Consider the following 16,228-nt stretch of genomic DNA (forward strand, 5'->3'; position numbering starts at 1 on the left):
TGCCGGGCGACAACGTCGCCATGGAAGTGACGCTGATCGCCCCGATCGCCATGGACGAAGGTCTGCGCTTCGCCATCCGCGAGGGTGGCCGCACCGTCGGTGCCGGCGTCGTTGCCAAGATCGTCGAGTGATGCTATAAGCCTGCCTCCCCCGCCGGACCTTAGGTTCGGCGGGGGAGTTCCATCTGGCTGAAGAGTACGGTTGGGCTTCCGGAAAGCCGTTCTGAAAAGTTATTCCTAAAGTCAGGTCGAAAGGCCTTGACACCGCCGCCGAAAGAATGCTTTAAGCGGCGTCCCACGCCGAAAGGTGTGGCCGGACGGAGATAGGAGTGTAGCTCAATTGGTAGAGCACCGGTCTCCAAAACCGGGGGTTGGGGGTTCGATCCCCTCCACTCCTGCCATCCCGTCCCAATAACGGTTAGGGTAAAAGCGGCGCCCTCACAGTCGCTCCGGAGCTCGCACGGTTCGCACGATGGCTAAAGTCAATCCCGCAGAATTCGCGCGCGAGGTCCGCCGCGAGGTAGCCAGGGTCACCTGGCCGACCCGCAAGGAAACCGGCATCACCACCGCCATGGTCTTCGTCATGGTCGTCGTGGCCGCCCTGTTCTTCCTCGTCGTCGATCAGGTGCTGGCGGTTGCCGTCCGCTTGATCCTTGGGCTGGGAGGCTGAGACATGGCAGCGCGCTGGTACGTCGTTCACGTCTATTCGGGTTTCGAAAAGAAGGTCTCCCAGGCCATCCGCGAAAAGGCGGCTCAGAAGGGTCTGGAAGACAAGTTCGAGGAAATCCTGGTCCCGACCGAAGAAGTGGTCGAAGTGCGCCGGGGTTCCAAGATCAACACGGAACGGAAGTTCTTCCCCGGCTACGTCCTCGTCAAGATGGACCTGACCGACGAATCCTGGTCGCTGGTGAAGAACACGCCGAAGGTCACCGACTTCCTGGGCGGCGGCGGCAAGCCGCAGCCGATTTCCCAGCGCGAGGCCGAGCGGATCATCCATCAGGTGCAGGAAGGCTTTGAGCGCCCCAAGCCGTCGATCACCTTCGAGGTGGGCGAGCAGGTGCGAGTGAGCGACGGCCCCTTCACCTCCTTCAATGGTGTCGTCGAGGAAGTCGACGAGGAGAAGTCCCGCCTCAAGGTGGCGGTATCGATCTTCGGTCGTTCCACGCCGGTCGAACTGGAATACACGCAGGTCGAGAAGATCTGAGTACAAGGTTCCAACAACGTTTCGAGTCGGAGCCGCCGGTGCCTGCACCGGTGGCTCCATTCTGTTGCGGGAGGCTCGCCATGGCCGAACCGCAAAACCCCGCGACGCCGCGCCGGACCAGCCGGTCAAGGGCGTGACGCGTCGTCCCAGGAGGTTGTGAGATGGCGAAGAAAATCGTCGGTTACATCAAGCTGCAGGTTCCGGCCGGCAAGGCCAACCCGTCGCCGCCCATCGGCCCGGCGCTCGGTCAGCGCGGCCTGAACATCATGGAGTTCTGCAAGGCGTTCAACGCCAAGACGGCGGACCTGGAAGTCGGCATGCCGATTCCGGTGGTCATCACCGCCTTCGGCGACCGCACCTTCACCTTCGTGACCAAGACCCCGCCGGTCAGCTACTTCCTCAAGAAGGCTTCGGGCAAGGACAAGGGCTCGACGACCCCCGGCAAGGGCGGCTTCGTCGGCCAGGTCACGACCTCGCAGATCCGCGAGATCGCCCAGAAGAAGATGGTCGACCTGAACGCGCACGACGTGGAAGCCGCCGCGACCATGATCGCCGGTTCCGCCCGCTCGATGGGCCTCGAAGTGGTGGAGGGCTGATCCTATGGCGAAGCTGGGCAAGCGTCTGACCGACGCCTACAAGAACGTCAACCGCGACTCCTTCTACTCGTTGGAACAGGCCGTCACCCTGCTGAAGGGCGCCGCCAAGGCCAAGTTCGACGAGACCATCGAGATCGCGATGAACCTCGGCATCGATCCGCGTCACGCCGACCAGATGGTCCGCGGCGTCGTGAACCTGCCGAACGGCACCGGCAAGACCGTCCGCGTGGCGGTGTTCGCCCGCGGCGCCAAGGTCGATGAGGCCCTGGCCGCCGGCGCCGACGTGGTCGGCGGCGACGACCTCGCCGAACAGATCCTGGCCGGCAACATCAACTTCGACCGCTGCATCGCCTCGCCCGACATGATGGGCGTGGTCGGCAAGCTCGGCAAGGTGCTCGGCCCGCGCGGCCTGATGCCGAACCCGAAGCTGGGCACCGTGACCCCCGACGTCGCCGGCGCCGTCAAGGCCGCCAAGGCCGGCGCGGTGGAGTTCCGTGCGGAGAAGACCGGTATCGTCCACGCCGGCGTCGGCAAGGTCAGCTTCTCGGAAGAGGCGCTGGTCCAGAACATCCGTGCCTTCGTCGATGCCATCAGCCGTGCCAAGCCGACCGGCGCCAAGGGCCAGTACCTGCTGAAGGTCTCGCTCTCGTCGACGATGGGCCCGGGCCTGAAGCTCGATCTCGCCAGCGTGTCGGCCGCGGCCGGCGCCGCGGCGTAATCGACCGACTTTCGCCGCTGGCGCCCTCGGGGGCCGGCGGCGATCGGGTGGATGATCCAAGGGGGCTCGGCCCCGGCGGAGAACTCACCCACCCCTGTCCGAGACCGCAGGTGTCCGCTCCTTCTCCGGAAGGCGAGGGCTTAAAATTCACCGGCGCAGACAGGAGTTGAACCCGTTGACCATTCCGGCTCCCGCCAAGGCGGGATCACCGGTTCAGGAACGGCTTGAACTTCTGGGACAGGTTCGCCGGACCTCCGGCCCGCAAGGGCAGGGGGTCCATGTAAACCTCTGTACAAGGAGGCGATCCGTGGATCGTACACAAAAAGAAGCGACGATCGCGGCTCTGCAATCGAAGCTCCAGGACACGGGCCTGGTGGTGGTCACCCACCATCTGGGCCTGACGGTGAAGGAAGTCACCGACCTGCGTGCGAAGGTTCGGGCTGCTGGCGCCAGCTTCAAAGTGACGAAGAACCGGCTCGCCCGTCGTTCCCTTCAGGGGACGCAGTTCGAGGGTCTGGACGGTCTCTTCAAGGGACCGACGGCGATCGCCTACTCGAAGGATCCCGTTGCGGCCGCCAAGGTGGTGGCCGACTACGCGAAGACCAACGAGAAGCTCAAGATCGTCGGCGCCAGCCTCGGTACCCAGATTCTGGACGCGGAGGGGGTCAAGGCCCTCGCCTCGCTCCCGTCGCTGGACGAACTGCGTGGCCGCCTCGTGGGCATGATCCAGACCCCGGCGACCCGTATCGCCGGTGTCCTCCAGGCTCCGGGCGGCCAGGTCGCCCGCGTGCTTGCTGCCTACGCGAAGAAGGACGACGAGGCGGCGGCCTGACCAGGCCTAGTCACTCGTTTTTTACATCCCCAGAACTCAAGTCGTTTGGAGTAGTAACATGGCTGATCTGCAGAAGCTCGTCGACGATCTGTCGGCCCTGACCGTCCTGGAAGCCGCCGAGCTGTCGAAGCTCCTGGAAGAGAAGTGGGGCGTCTCCGCCGCCGCTCCGGTGGCCGTCGCCGCCGCCGGCCCGGCCGCTGCCGCTGCCGCTCCCGCCGAAGAGCAGACCGAATTCACGGTGATCCTCGCCGATGCCGGCGACAAGAAGATCAACGTGATTAAGGAAGTCCGCGCCATCACCGGCCTGGGCCTGAAGGAAGCCAAGGACCTGGTCGAGGGTGCTCCGAAGCCGGTCAAGGAAGGCGCCACGAAGGACGAGGCCGCCAAGATCAAGAAGCAGCTTGAAGAGGCCGGCGCCAAGGTCGATATTAAGTAAGACCTTGTTGCGTTACGGATCATACAGTTCCACGCCGGACGGCGGCCGGTCCCCCAAGGGGCCTGCCGCCGCACGGCGTTTTCTGCCTTCCGCCGGACCGGGCTTGCCCGGCCCGGTTCTTTCCGTCCCCATCAAGGGGAGGGCCCGCGCGGGCGCCCACGGCACCGGTCGACAGCGTCGTCCGTTTTCGGTGGTCGGTTGAACGGTCGGTAAATCGCGCATCACGTACAGACGTTTGGGGACATCCATGGCCAAATCCTTTACGGGTCGTAAACGTGTTCGGAAGAGCTTCGGGCGCATCCCGGAAGTCACCCAGATGCCGAACCTCATCGAGGTGCAGCGGAGCTCGTACGACCACTTCCTGCAAATGGACGTCGCCCCGGAGAAGCGGGCGAACCTGGGCCTGCAGGAAGTCTTCAAGTCGGTGTTCCCGATCAAGGACTTCTCCGACCGCGCGGTGCTGGATTTCGTCAAGTACGAGCTTGAGCAGCCGAAATACGACGTCGAGGAGTGCCAGCAGCGTGGCATGACCTTCGCCGCCCCGCTCAAGGTGACCCTGCGCCTGTCCGTGTTCGACGTCGAGGAGGACACCGGTCTCCGTTCGATCCGCGACATCAAGGAGCAGGACGTCTACATGGGCGACATGCCCCTGATGACGGCCAACGGCACCTTCGTCATCAACGGCACCGAACGCGTCATCGTCTCGCAGATGCACCGCAGCCCGGGCGTCTTCTTCGACCATGACAAGGGCAAGACCCACGCGTCGGGCAAGTATCTGTTCGCCGCCCGCGTCATCCCCTATCGCGGCTCCTGGCTCGATTTCGAATTCGACGCCAAGGATCTCGTCTACGTCCGCATCGACCGCCGCCGCAAGTTGCCGGCCACCACGCTGCTGTTCGCCCTGGACGGCGCGGACACCGAGGCGCTGCGCGCCGAGCGCAAGGCCAACCGCAAGGACCTGCTGCCCTACGAGGCGCAGGGCATGGCCAAGGAAGAGATCCTCAACTACTTCTACGACACCATCACCTACACCCGTTCGGCCGGCGGTTGGAAGACCCCGTTCAGCGCCGACCGGATGAAGGGCGTCAAGCTGATCTCCGACCTGGTGGACGCCGCCACCGGCGCCATCGTCGCCGAGGCCGGCACCAAGATGACCCCGCGCGTCATCAAGAAGCTGGTCGAGGCCGGGCTGACCGAGCAGCAGGTCTCCACCGAGGAGCTGACCGGCCGTTATCTCGCCGTCGACATCATCAACGAGCGCACGGGCGAAGTCCTGTTCGAAGCCGGTGACGAGCTGTCGGCGAGCGACCTCGACAAGCTGGAGAAGACCGGCGTCGACGAGCTGCCGGTGCTGGCGATCGACCATCTGAACGTCGGCGCCTATATCCGCAACACGATGAACGCGGACCGCAACGCCAGCCGCGAAGACGCGCTGATCGACATCTACCGCGTCATGCGTCCGGGCGAGCCGCCGACCCTGGAGTCGGCCGAGGCGCTGTTCTCCGGCCTGTTCTTCGACAGCGAGCGCTACGACCTGTCGGCCGTCGGCCGCGTCAAGATGAACGCGCGCCTGAACTTCCAGACCGACGACCAGATGCGTGTGCTCCGCAAGGAGGACATCCTGGAGATCCTGAAGGTTCTGGTGAACCTGAAGGACGGCCGCGGCGAGATCGACGACATCGACCATCTCGGCAACCGCCGCGTCCGCTCGGTCGGCGAGCTGATGGAGAACCAGTACCGCGTCGGCCTGCTGCGCATGGAGCGTGCGATCCGCGAGCGCATGAGCTCGGTCGAGATCGACACGGTGATGCCGCACGACCTGATCAACGCCAAGCCGGCGGCCGCCGCCGTGCGTGAGTTCTTCGGTTCGTCGCAGCTGTCGCAGTTCATGGATCAGACCAACCCGCTGTCCGAGATCACGCACAAGCGTCGTCTTTCGGCGCTCGGCCCGGGCGGTCTGACCCGCGAGCGCGCCGGCTTCGAGGTGCGCGACGTGCATCCGACGCACTACGGCCGCATCTGCCCGATTGAGACGCCGGAAGGCCCGAACATCGGTCTGATCAACTCGCTGGCGACCTATGCCCGCGTGAACCAGTACGGCTTCATCGAGAGCCCCTACCGCAAGGTCATCGACGGCAAGGTCACCAACGAGGTGGTCTATCTGTCGGCGATGGAGGAGGGACGCTACGTCGTCGCCCAGGCCAACGCCGAGCTGAACACCGACAACAGCTTCGCCGCCGATCTGGTGTCCTGCCGCCAGGGCGGTGAATACCTGATGTTCCGGCCCGAGGCGATCGACCTGATCGACGTGTCGCCGAAGCAGCTGGTGTCCGTCGCCGCGGCGCTGATCCCGTTCCTGGAGAACGACGACGCCAACCGCGCGCTGATGGGCTCGAACATGCAGCGCCAGGCGGTGCCGCTGGTGAAGGCCGACGCGCCGCTGGTCGGTACCGGCATGGAGGCGACCGTCGCCCGCGACAGCGGCGTGACCATCGTCGCCAAGCGCTCGGGCATCGTCGACCAGGTCGACGCGACCCGCATCGTCGTCCGCGCCACCGACAGCTCGGACAGCACGGCGCCGGGCGTCGACATCTACAATCTGCTGAAGTTCCAGCGCTCCAACCAGAACACCTGCATCACCCAGCGTCCGCTGGTGAAGGTCGGTGACCGGGTGAACGCCGGCGACATCGTGGCCGACGGTCCGTCGACCGATCTCGGCGAACTGGCGCTCGGCCGGAACGTGCTCGTCGCGTTCATGCCGTGGAACGGCTACAACTTCGAGGACTCGATCCTCATCAACGAGCGCATCGTCAAGGACGACGTCTTCACCTCGATCCATATCGAGGAGTTCGAGGTCATGGCCCGCGACACCAAGCTGGGCCAGGAGGAAATCACCCGCGACATTCCGAACGTGGGTGAGGAGGCTCTGAAGAACCTCGACGAGGCCGGCATCGTCTATATCGGCGCCGAGGTCCGTCCGGGCGACATCCTGGTCGGCAAGGTGACGCCGAAGGGCGAAAGCCCGATGACGCCGGAAGAGAAGCTGCTGCGCGCCATCTTCGGCGAGAAGGCTTCCGACGTCCGCGACACCTCGCTGCGCCTGCCGCCGGGCGTCGTCGGCACCATCGTCGAGGTCCGCGTGTTCAGCCGCCGCGGCGTCGACAAGGACGAGCGCGCGCTCGCCATCGAACGCGCCGAGATCGAGAAGCTGGCCAAGGACCGCGACGACGAGCGCGGCATCCTGGAGCGCAGCTTCTACACCCGCCTGAAGGAAGTGCTGCTCGGCCAGACCGCGCAGTCCGGCCCCAAGGGCATGAAGGGCGGCACGGTCCTGACCGACGAGGTGCTGGCCGGCCTGTCGAAGGGCCTGTGGCGCCAGATCGCCATCGCCGACGAGCAGGTGATGGAGACCGTCGAGAACTTGGCGAAGGTGTTCGACGACTCGATCAAGGCCCTGCAGGACCGCTTCGAGAACAAGGTCGACAAGCTGCAGCGCGGCGACGAGCTGCCGCCGGGCGTCATGAAGATGGTCAAGGTCTTCGTCGCGGTGAAGCGCAAGCTGCAGCCGGGCGACAAGATGGCCGGCCGTCACGGCAACAAGGGTGTCGTCTCGCGGATCATCCCGCAGGAGGACATGCCCTACCTGGAAGACGGCACCCCCGTCGATCTGGTGCTGAACCCGCTGGGTGTGCCGTCGCGCATGAACGTCGGTCAGATCCTGGAAACCCATCTCGGTTGGGCGGCTTCGGGTCTCGGCAAGCAGATCGGCCGGGCGGTCGACCAGTACCGTCTGGCGATCCGCCAGAAGGCGGAAGGCGCTCCCCAGCTGGAGGCCCTGCGCGGCACGCTGAAGTCGGCGTATGGCGAGGTGACCTACAACGAGGACATCGCCGACATGACCGACGGCGAGCTGCTGGAGCTCGGCGGCAACCTGCGCAAGGGCGTGCCCTTCGCGACGCCGGTCTTCGACGGCGCCCGCGAGGAGGACATCTGCGTCCATCTGGAACGCGCCGGTTTCGACCGGTCGGGCCAGTCGACGCTGGTGGACGGCCGCACCGGCGAGACCTTCGATCGCAAGGTCACCGTCGGCTACATCTACATGCTGAAGCTGCACCACCTGGTGGACGACAAGATCCACGCCCGGTCGATCGGCCCCTACTCGCTGGTCACGCAGCAGCCGCTGGGCGGCAAGGCCCAGTTCGGCGGTCAGCGCTTCGGTGAGATGGAGGTCTGGGCGCTGGAAGCCTATGGCGCCGCCTACACGCTGCAGGAAATGCTGACGGTGAAGTCGGACGATGTGTCCGGCCGCACCAAGGTCTACGAGGCGATCGTCCGCGGCGACGACAACTTCGAGGCCGGCATTCCGGAATCGTTCAACGTGCTGGTCAAGGAGCTGCGCTCGCTCGGCCTGAACGTCGAACTGAATCAGCGGGACTACTGAGCCGGTCTGACGTGACCCAGGCCCCGGACCGGTGCGTGTGCACCGGTCCGGGGCATTGCACTGCTTTTAACCGACAACGCGGCGATGCCAGCGGGAGACGGTCATGAATGAGTTGATGAACATTTTCGGCCAGGTTCAGGGGCCGCAGAGCTTCGATCAGATCCGCATCCAGATCGCGAGCCCCGAGCGGATCCGGTCCTGGTCCTACGGCGAGATCAAGAAGCCGGAAACCATCAACTACCGCACCTTCAAGCCGGAGCGCGATGGCCTGTTCTGCGCCCGCATCTTCGGCCCGATCAAGGACTACGAGTGCTTGTGCGGCAAGTACAAGCGCATGAAGTATCGCGGCATCATCTGCGAGAAGTGCGGCGTCGAGGTCACGCTGTCGAAGGTCCGGCGCGAGCGCATGGGCCATATCGAGCTGGCGTCCCCCGTCGCGCACATCTGGTTCCTGAAGTCGCTGCCGAGCCGCATCGGCCTGCTGCTCGACATGACGCTCAAGGATCTGGAGCGCATCCTCTATTTCGAGAACTACGTCGTCATCGAGCCGGGCCTCACCCCGCTGAAGCTGCATTCGCTGCTGAACGAGGAAGAGTTCCTGAACGCCCAGGACGAATACGGCGAGGACGCCTTCACCGCGTCGATCGGTGCCGAAGCGCTGCGCATCATGCTGTCGGCGCTCGACCTCGACGAGGAGAAGAAGCGCTGCCGTGAGGATCTGCGCGACACCAACTCCGAAGCCAAGCGCAAGAAGCTGGTCAAGCGCCTGAAGCTGATCGACGCCTTCCTGGCCTCGCAGTCGCGCCCCGAATGGATGATCCTGGAAGTCATTCCGGTGATCCCGCCCGAGCTGCGTCCGCTGGTGCCGCTGGACGGCGGCCGCTTCGCCACCTCCGACCTGAACGACCTGTACCGCCGCGTCATCAACCGCAACAACCGCCTGAAGCGGCTGATCGAGCTGAAGGCGCCGGACATCATCGTCCGCAACGAGAAGCGCATGCTGCAGGAGGCCGTCGACGCGCTGTTCGACAACGGCCGCCGTGGCCGCGTCATCACCGGCGCCAACAAGCGTCCGCTGAAGTCGCTGTCCGACATGCTGAAGGGCAAGCAGGGCCGCTTCCGTCAGAACCTGCTCGGCAAGCGCGTCGACTACTCGGGCCGTTCGGTCATCGTCGTCGGTCCGGAGCTGAAGCTGCACCAGTGCGGCCTGCCGAAGAAGATGGCGCTGGAGCTGTTCAAGCCGTTCATCTACGCCAAGCTGGAGCTGTACGGCCTCGCCTCCACCATCAAGGCCGCCAAGCGGATGGTCGAGAAGGAGCGTCCCGAGGTCTGGGACATCCTGGAGGAGGTCATCCGCGAGCATCCGGTGATGCTGAACCGGGCGCCGACGCTGCACCGTCTCGGCATCCAGGCCTTCGAGCCGACTCTGATCGAAGGCAAGGCGATCCAGCTGCACCCGCTGGTCTGCACCGCCTTCAACGCCGACTTCGACGGCGACCAGATGGCCGTGCACGTCCCGCTGTCGCTGGAAGCGCAGTTGGAAGCGCGCGTCCTGATGATGTCGACCAACAACATCCTGTCGCCCGCCAACGGCAAGCCGATCATCGTGCCGTCTCAGGACATCGTGCTCGGCATCTACTACATCTCGATGGACCGCCCGAGCGAGAAGGGCGAGGGCATGGTGTTCGCCACCGTCTCGGAGATCGAGCAGGCGCTGAACGCCAAGGTCCTGTCGATCCATGCGAAGATCAAGGCGCGCTACGTCGGCGTCGACGACGAGGGTGAAGAGCTGATCTCCATCGTCGAGACGACGCCGGGTCGCATGCTGCTGTCGGAGCTGCTGCCGCGTCACCCGAAGGTGCCGTTCTCGCTGATCAACCGCGTCCTGACCAAGAAGGACGTCGGCAACGTCATCGACGCCGTCTACCGCCATTGCGGTCAGAAGGAGACGGTGATCTTCGCCGATCGCCTGATGAAGCTCGGCTTCGGTCACGCCTGCCGCGCCGGCATCTCGTTCGGCAAGGACGACATGGTGATTCCGGAGGCCAAGGGCCGTCTGGTCAACGAGTCGAAGGAGCGGGTGAAGGAGTTCGAGCAGCAGTATCTCGACGGCCTGATCACCCAAGGCGAGAAGTACAACAAGGTCGTCGACGTCTGGTCGGAGTGCACCGAGAAGGTCGCCTCCGAGATGATGAAGGCGATCTCGACCACCGAAGCCGGCAAGCAGGTCAACTCGGTGTACATGATGGCCCACTCCGGTGCGCGTGGTTCCGCCGCGCAGATCCGTCAGCTGGCCGGCATGCGCGGCCTGATGGCCAAGCCGTCGGGCGAGATCATCGAGACGCCGATCATCTCGAACTTCAAGGAAGGCCTGACCGTGCTGGAGTACTTCAACTCCACCCACGGCGCCCGCAAGGGTCTGGCCGACACCGCCTTGAAGACGGCGAACTCCGGTTACCTGACCCGCCGTCTGGTCGACGTGGCGCAGGACGCCATCATCGTCGAGCATGATTGCGGCACCGAGCGCGGCATCACCGTCAAGGCGGTGATCGACGGCGGCGAGGTCATCAGCCCGCTGGGCGACCGCATCCTCGGCCGCACGGTCGTCGGCGCGGTGATCGACCCGCTGAACGGCGAACTGATCGTCGAAGACGCCGGCCTGATCGACGAGCCGACGGTCGACCGCATCGAGCGGTCGGGCATCGACTCGGTCAAGATCCGCTCGGTCCTGACCTGCGAGACCCGCGACGGCGTCTGCGCCAAGTGCTATGGCCGTGATCTGGCCCGCGGCACGCTGGTGAACACCGGCGAGGCGGTCGGCGTCATCGCGGCGCAGTCGATCGGCGAGCCGGGCACCCAGCTGACGATGCGCACCTTCCACATCGGTGGCGCGGCGCAGCGTGGCGCCGAGCAGAGCCAGATCGAGGCGGCGTTCGATGGCATGGTGCGGATCAACAACCGCAACATCGTCATGAACTCGTCGGGCATCCCGGTCGTCATGGGCCGCAGCACCGAAGTGATCCTGCTCGACGAGCAGGGCCGCGAGCGGGCGCGTCACCGCGTGCCGTATGGTGCCAAGCTGCTGGCCGACGAGGGCGTGAAGGTCGAGCGCGGCGCCAAGCTGGCCGAGTGGGACCCCTACACCCTGCCGATCATCACCGAGCGCGCCGGTACCGCCCGCTACATCGACCTCGTGGAAGGCATCTCCATGCGCGAGGTGATGGACGAGGCGACGGGCATCAGCTCCAAGGTGGTTGTCGACTGGCGCCAGCAGCCGCGCGGTGCCGACCTGAAGCCGCGCATCGCGCTGGTGGACGAGCGCGGAGAGCTGATCACCCTGCCGAACGGCCTGGAAGCCCGCTACTTCATGTCGGTGGACGCCATCCTGTCGGTGGAGAACGGCGCCGAGGTCCGCGCCGGCGACGTGCTGGCCCGTATCCCTCGCGAGTCGTCCAAGACCCGCGACATCACGGGCGGTCTGCCGCGCGTGGCCGAGCTGTTCGAGGCGCGTCGTCCGAAGGACTTCGCGATCATCTCGGAGATGAGCGGCCGCGTCGAATTCGGGAAGGATTACAAGACCAAGCGCCGCATCGTCGTCCGCAACGAGGAGAGCGGCGACGAGAAGGAGTATCTGATCCCGAAGGGCAAGCACATCTCCGTGCAGGAAGGCGATTACGTCGAGCGCGGCGATCTGCTGATGGACGGCAACCCGGTGCCGCACGACATCCTGGCGGTGATGGGCGTGGAGGCCTTGGCCGACTACCTCATCAACGAGATCCAGGACGTCTATCGACTGCAGGGCGTGAAGATCAACGACAAGCACATCGAGGTGATCGTTCGCCAGATGCTGCAGAAGGTCGAGATCACCGACGCCGGCGAGACCACCTTCCTGGTGGGCGAGCAGGTCGACCGTCAGGAGTTCGACGAAGAGAACGAGAAGACGGCGGCCGAGGGTCTGCAGATCGCCGCCGGTCATCCGGTGCTCCAGGGCATCACCAAGGCCAGCCTGCAGACGCGGTCCTTCATCTCGGCCGCGTCGTTCCAGGAAACCACCCGCGTCCTCACGGAAGCGGCCGTCGGCGGCAAGGTCGACAACCTGGAAGGGCTGAAGGAGAACGTCATCGTCGGCCGCCTGATCCCGGCCGGCACCGGCTCCGTGGTGAACCGCCTGAAGCTGATCGCCGCCGAGCGTGACCGCGAAGCGGCCCTGGCCGCCGGCGCTCCGGAGGAAACTCCGGCGCTGCCGACCCCGGGTGAGGAAAGCTCCGCGGCCTGATCCGCCGGAGCGACCGAGTAGGAAAGGGGGCGCGTTCCGCAGGGGACGCGCCCTTTTTCTTGGGGTCCTACCGAGTGAGAGTCGGAGCGTCTACAAGCTGTAATACCGTCCTTGACTCTCTCCCGGCCTTTCCCTAAAGTCCGCGAACTTCAGAGGACCTCGGGGCTCTCCGTGCGTCCGTTTGAATCCACCGATCCCGCCGATCGGAGTCCTCCGGTCGGCTTTCGCTCATTCAGCCCGCTCGGAACGGCAACGTTTCGCAGGCGGGCTTTTGCTTCGTCCGGCTCGTCCGGCCGAGTGATCTTGAAGGGATGAAGGGCAGATATGCCGACGATCAACCAGTTGATCCGTAAGCCGCGCGAGCCGTTGGCCGCGCGCAACAAGGTTCCCGCGATGGAGGCCTGCCCGCAGAAGCGTGGCGTCTGCACTCGCGTCTACACCACCACCCCGAAGAAGCCGAACTCGGCGCTCCGTAAGGTCGCCCGCGTTCGTCTGACGAACGGCTTCGAGGTGACGAGCTACATCCCTGGTGAGGGCCACAACCTCCAGGAACACTCGGTGGTCATGATCCGCGGCGGTCGTGTGAAGGATCTTCCCGGCGTTCGCTACCACATCATTCGCGGCACGCTGGATACCCAGGGCGTCAAGGATCGTAAGCAGCGCCGGTCGAAGTACGGCGCGAAGCGTCCGAAGTAAGGAGAACTCACGATGTCCCGTCGTCATCGCGCCGAGAAGCGTGAAGTCCTGCCGGACGCCAAGTATGGCGACCGCGTCCTGACGAAGTTCATGAATTGCCTGATGTTTGACGGCAAGAAGTCGTCGGCTGAAAGCATCGTCTATGGTGCGCTCGGCCGTATCGAGACGAAGACCAAGAACGATCCCGTTCAGGTCTTCCACGATGCGCTCGCCAACGTGAAGCCGCACCTGGAAGTGCGTTCCCGCCGCGTCGGCGGTGCGACCTATCAGGTGCCGGTCGAGGTCCGTTCGGACCGCGCCCAGGCCCTGGCCATCCGTTGGCTGATCGGCGCCGCCCGCGCCCGTTCGGAAAACACGATGACCGAGCGTCTGTCGGGCGAACTGCTCGACGCCGCCAGCCAGCGCGGCACCGCCGTGAAGAAGCGCGAAGATACGCACCGCATGGCGGAAGCCAACAAGGCGTTCTCGCACTACCGCTGGTAAGGTTCACGCCTCTCCTGGTGATTTTGCATGCCCCGTTCGCACGCCCTCGACCGTTACCGCAACATCGGCATCATGGCTCACATCGATGCCGGCAAGACGACGACGACCGAGCGCATCCTGTTCTATACCGGCAAGTCCTATCGCATGGGCGAGGTCAATGACGGCACCGCCGTCATGGACTGGATGGAGCAGGAGCAAGAACGGGGCATCACCATCACCTCGGCGGCGACGACCTGTTTCTGGCGCGACCACCGCGTCAACATCATCGATACGCCCGGCCATGTGGATTTCACCATAGAGGTCGAGCGGTCGTTGCGTGTCCTGGATGGCGCCGTCGCCATCTTCGACGCGGTTGCGGGGGTCGAGCCCCAGACGGAAACCGTGTGGCGGCAGGCCGACAAGTACGGCGTGCCGCGCATGGCCTTCGTCAACAAGATGGACCGCGTCGGCGCCGATTTCGACCGCTGCGTCGCCATGATGGCCGACCGGCTGGGCGTCAAGCCCCTGGTCCTGCAGCTTCCCATCGGCACCGAGGCCGGCTTCTCCGGAATCGTCGATCTGGTTGCGATGCGCGCCACGATCTGGAAGGCCGAAACGCTCGGCGCCGAATTCGAACACCAAGAGATTCCCGAGGATTTGGCCGGACCGGCAACAGGCGCCCGACAGGCTCTGCTGGAGGCCGTGCTCGACCTCGACGAGGCGGCGATGGCCGCCTACCTGGAGCGCGGCGAGGAGCCGGCGCCCGAAGCCCTGCGTGCGCTGATCCGCAAGGGCACGATCTCCGGCGCGGTGGTCCCGGTGCTTTGCGGTTCCGCTTTCCGCAACAAGGGCATCCAGCCGATGCTGGACGCCGTCGTGGATTATCTGCCGGCCCCGAACGACATCGGCGCGGTGACGGGGCATGCCGTCGGCGACGAGCGCTCGGAGGAGCGCGCGGCAAATGACAGCGCTCCCTTCTCCGGACTTGCCTTCAAGGTGATGAACGACCCCTATGTCGGGACGCTCACCTTCTGCCGCATCTATTCCGGGACGGTCAGCGTCGGCGATTGGCTGCTGAACCCGGTGAAGGGCGAGCGCGAGAAGATCGGCCGCATGCTGCTGATGCATGCCAACAGCCGCGAGGACATCGAGCGCGCCCACACCGGCGACATCGTGGCCTTCGCCGGGCTGGAGCACACGGCGACCGGGGACACGCTCTGCGACCCGGCCAAGCCCATCGTGCTGGAACGCCTGGATGTCCCCGAGCCGGTGATCGAGGTCGTGGTGGAGCCACGCACCGATGCCGACCACGAAAAGATGGCGGCGGCGCTGAATCGCCTTGGCCATGAGGATCCGTCGCTGCAGGTTTCGACCGACCGCGAGAGCGGCCAGACCGTGATCCGCGGCATGGGTGAACTGCATCTCGACATCATCGTCGACCGCATGAAGCGCGAATTCCGCGTCGATGCCGCCGTCGGAACGCCGAAGGTGGCGTACCGCGAAACCGTGCTGCGTTCCGCCGAGATCGACCATACCCACGCCCGGCAGACCGGCGACCGTGCCCAGTTCGCGCGGGTGACCCTGAAGTTGGAGGCGATCGGCCGCGGCGCCGGCTTCGTCTTCGAGAACCGCGCGGCCGGGTTGCCGCGTGACTTCGTCGCCGGCGTGCAGAGGGGGCTGGAAGCCGCCAAGGACAGCGGTGTCGTCGCCGGCTATCCGGTGGTCGACGTCAAGGCGACCCTGACCGGCGGCGAGACCCACGACGTCGATTCCTCGCCGCTCGCTTTCGAACTGGCGGCGCGGACTGCCTTCCGCGAGGCGATGACAAAAGCCGCTCCTGCGTTGTTGGAACCCCTGATGCGGGTCGAAATCATCACGCCGGACGACTATATGGGCGACGTCATCGGCGACCTGAACGGCCGCCGGGGACAGATCACCGGCATGGACCAGCGCGGCAACGCGCGAATCGTCACGGGACTGGTTCCCTTGTCGGCCATGTTCGGCTATGTGAACTCCCTGCGCTCCTTGAGTCAGGGCCGTGCGCAGTACAGCATGCAGTTCGACCATTATGAGCCGGTGCCACAGGCCATCGCGGACGGTGTCCGCGCCAAAGTGGCCTGAAGACCGCTGGAACGATTGAGAAACGGAGAGACCACCCCATGGCGAAGGCAAAGTTCGAGCGGAACAAGCCGCACTGCAACGTTGGCACGATCGGCCACGTCGACCACGGCAAGACGTCGCTGACGGCGGCGATCACGAAGGTGCTGGCGGAGTCCGGCGGCGCGACCTTCACCGCTTACGACCAGATCGACAAGGCGCCGGAAGAGAAGGCGCGCGGCATCACGATCTCGACGGCGCACGTCGAGTACGAGACGTCGAACCGCCACTACGCGCATGTCGACTGCCCCGGCCACGCCGACTACGTGAAGAACATGATCACGGGCGCCGCCCAGATGGACGGCGCGATCCTGGTCGTGTCGGCCGCCGACGGCCCGATGCCGCAGACCCGCGAGCACATCCTGCTGGCGCGCCAGGTCGGCGTTCCGGCGCTGGTGGTGTTCATGAACA

General features: G+C 65.3%; 13 protein-coding genes and 1 tRNA gene. All 14 read left to right on the forward strand.

Annotation, left to right across the window (positions count from 1 at the left end):
- On the forward strand, positions 1–131 hold a 131-nt coding region (locus JHL17_RS23365), incomplete at its 5' end, for an EF-Tu C-terminal domain-related protein (protein WP_486598860.1).
- 193 nt (positions 132–324) lie between these two features.
- Positions 325–400 (forward strand) — tRNA-Trp (locus JHL17_RS23370).
- Positions 401–471: 71 nt separating this feature from the next.
- Entirely contained in the window at positions 472–669 is a 198-nt protein-coding gene (gene secE, locus JHL17_RS23375) for a preprotein translocase subunit SecE (RefSeq protein WP_012973191.1), read from the forward strand.
- Between the two features lie 3 nt (positions 670–672).
- Positions 673–1,203 (forward strand): transcription termination/antitermination protein NusG, encoded by a 531-nt coding sequence (nusG, locus tag JHL17_RS23380; RefSeq protein ID WP_012973192.1) that lies wholly within the window; start codon positions 673–675, stop codon positions 1,201–1,203.
- 161 nt (positions 1,204–1,364) lie between these two features.
- The gene (gene rplK, locus JHL17_RS23385) at positions 1,365–1,799 is read left to right on the forward strand and encodes a 50S ribosomal protein L11 (protein WP_045581799.1); all 435 of its coding nucleotides are present in this window, start codon (positions 1,365–1,367) and stop codon (positions 1,797–1,799) included.
- A gap of 4 nt (positions 1,800–1,803) precedes the next feature.
- Positions 1,804–2,517: a 50S ribosomal protein L1 gene (rplA, locus tag JHL17_RS23390; protein ID WP_200196882.1), complete on the forward strand. Its 714-nt coding sequence runs from the start codon at positions 1,804–1,806 to the stop codon at positions 2,515–2,517.
- A 307-nt stretch (positions 2,518–2,824) separates the two neighbouring features.
- Positions 2,825–3,349 carry a 50S ribosomal protein L10 gene (gene rplJ / locus JHL17_RS23395; protein WP_098740499.1) on the forward strand — a complete coding sequence of 175 codons (525 nt, stop codon included), beginning with the start codon at positions 2,825–2,827 and terminating at the stop codon, positions 3,347–3,349.
- A gap of 58 nt (positions 3,350–3,407) precedes the next feature.
- Positions 3,408–3,785 carry a 50S ribosomal protein L7/L12 gene (gene rplL / locus JHL17_RS23400; RefSeq protein ID WP_014246882.1) on the forward strand — a complete coding sequence of 126 codons (378 nt, stop codon included), beginning with the start codon at positions 3,408–3,410 and terminating at the stop codon, positions 3,783–3,785.
- A 247-nt stretch (positions 3,786–4,032) separates the two neighbouring features.
- The gene (gene rpoB, locus JHL17_RS23405; protein ID WP_200196884.1) at positions 4,033–8,226 is read left to right on the forward strand and encodes a DNA-directed RNA polymerase subunit beta; all 4,194 of its coding nucleotides are present in this window, start codon (positions 4,033–4,035) and stop codon (positions 8,224–8,226) included.
- A gap of 103 nt (positions 8,227–8,329) precedes the next feature.
- Complete coding sequence (gene rpoC, locus JHL17_RS23410; RefSeq protein WP_200196885.1) at positions 8,330–12,502, forward strand: DNA-directed RNA polymerase subunit beta'; 4,173 nt, start codon at positions 8,330–8,332, stop codon at positions 12,500–12,502.
- A 324-nt stretch (positions 12,503–12,826) separates the two neighbouring features.
- Positions 12,827–13,198, forward strand: a complete 372-nt coding sequence (gene rpsL / locus JHL17_RS23415) for a 30S ribosomal protein S12 (protein WP_012973201.1) — start codon at positions 12,827–12,829, stop codon at positions 13,196–13,198.
- A 12-nt stretch (positions 13,199–13,210) separates the two neighbouring features.
- On the forward strand, positions 13,211–13,681 hold the full coding sequence (gene rpsG / locus JHL17_RS23420) for a 30S ribosomal protein S7 (protein WP_200196886.1): 471 nt from the start codon (positions 13,211–13,213) through the stop codon (positions 13,679–13,681).
- Between the two features lie 27 nt (positions 13,682–13,708).
- Positions 13,709–15,781, forward strand: coding sequence for an elongation factor G (gene fusA, locus JHL17_RS23425; RefSeq protein WP_200196887.1), 2,073 nt, complete (start codon positions 13,709–13,711; stop codon positions 15,779–15,781).
- A gap of 38 nt (positions 15,782–15,819) precedes the next feature.
- The coding region (locus tag JHL17_RS23430) for a GTP-binding protein (protein WP_200196888.1) at positions 15,820–16,228 on the forward strand (409 nt) is incomplete at its 3' end.

Source organism: Azospirillum endophyticum (assembly GCF_016595245.1).
Lineage (GTDB): Bacteria > Pseudomonadota > Alphaproteobacteria > Azospirillales > Azospirillaceae > Azospirillum > Azospirillum endophyticum.

What these genes read in the sequence shown, in the direction of transcription:
- fusA (WP_200196887.1), top strand. Translation starts at nt 13,709, where the DNA reads ATGCCCCGTTCGCACGCCCTCGACCGTTACCGCAACATCGGCATCATG.
- rpoC (WP_200196885.1), top strand. Translation starts at nt 8,330, where the DNA reads ATGAATGAGTTGATGAACATTTTCGGCCAGGTTCAGGGGCCGCAGAGC.
- rpsL (WP_012973201.1), top strand. Translation starts at nt 12,827, where the DNA reads ATGCCGACGATCAACCAGTTGATCCGTAAGCCGCGCGAGCCGTTGGCC.
- rplK (WP_045581799.1), top strand. Translation starts at nt 1,365, where the DNA reads ATGGCGAAGAAAATCGTCGGTTACATCAAGCTGCAGGTTCCGGCCGGC.
- nusG (WP_012973192.1), top strand. Translation starts at nt 673, where the DNA reads ATGGCAGCGCGCTGGTACGTCGTTCACGTCTATTCGGGTTTCGAAAAG.
- rpoB (WP_200196884.1), top strand. Translation starts at nt 4,033, where the DNA reads ATGGCCAAATCCTTTACGGGTCGTAAACGTGTTCGGAAGAGCTTCGGG.
- rpsG (WP_200196886.1), top strand. Translation starts at nt 13,211, where the DNA reads ATGTCCCGTCGTCATCGCGCCGAGAAGCGTGAAGTCCTGCCGGACGCC.
- rplA (WP_200196882.1), top strand. Translation starts at nt 1,804, where the DNA reads ATGGCGAAGCTGGGCAAGCGTCTGACCGACGCCTACAAGAACGTCAAC.
- secE (WP_012973191.1), top strand. Translation starts at nt 472, where the DNA reads ATGGCTAAAGTCAATCCCGCAGAATTCGCGCGCGAGGTCCGCCGCGAG.
- rplL (WP_014246882.1), top strand. Translation starts at nt 3,408, where the DNA reads ATGGCTGATCTGCAGAAGCTCGTCGACGATCTGTCGGCCCTGACCGTC.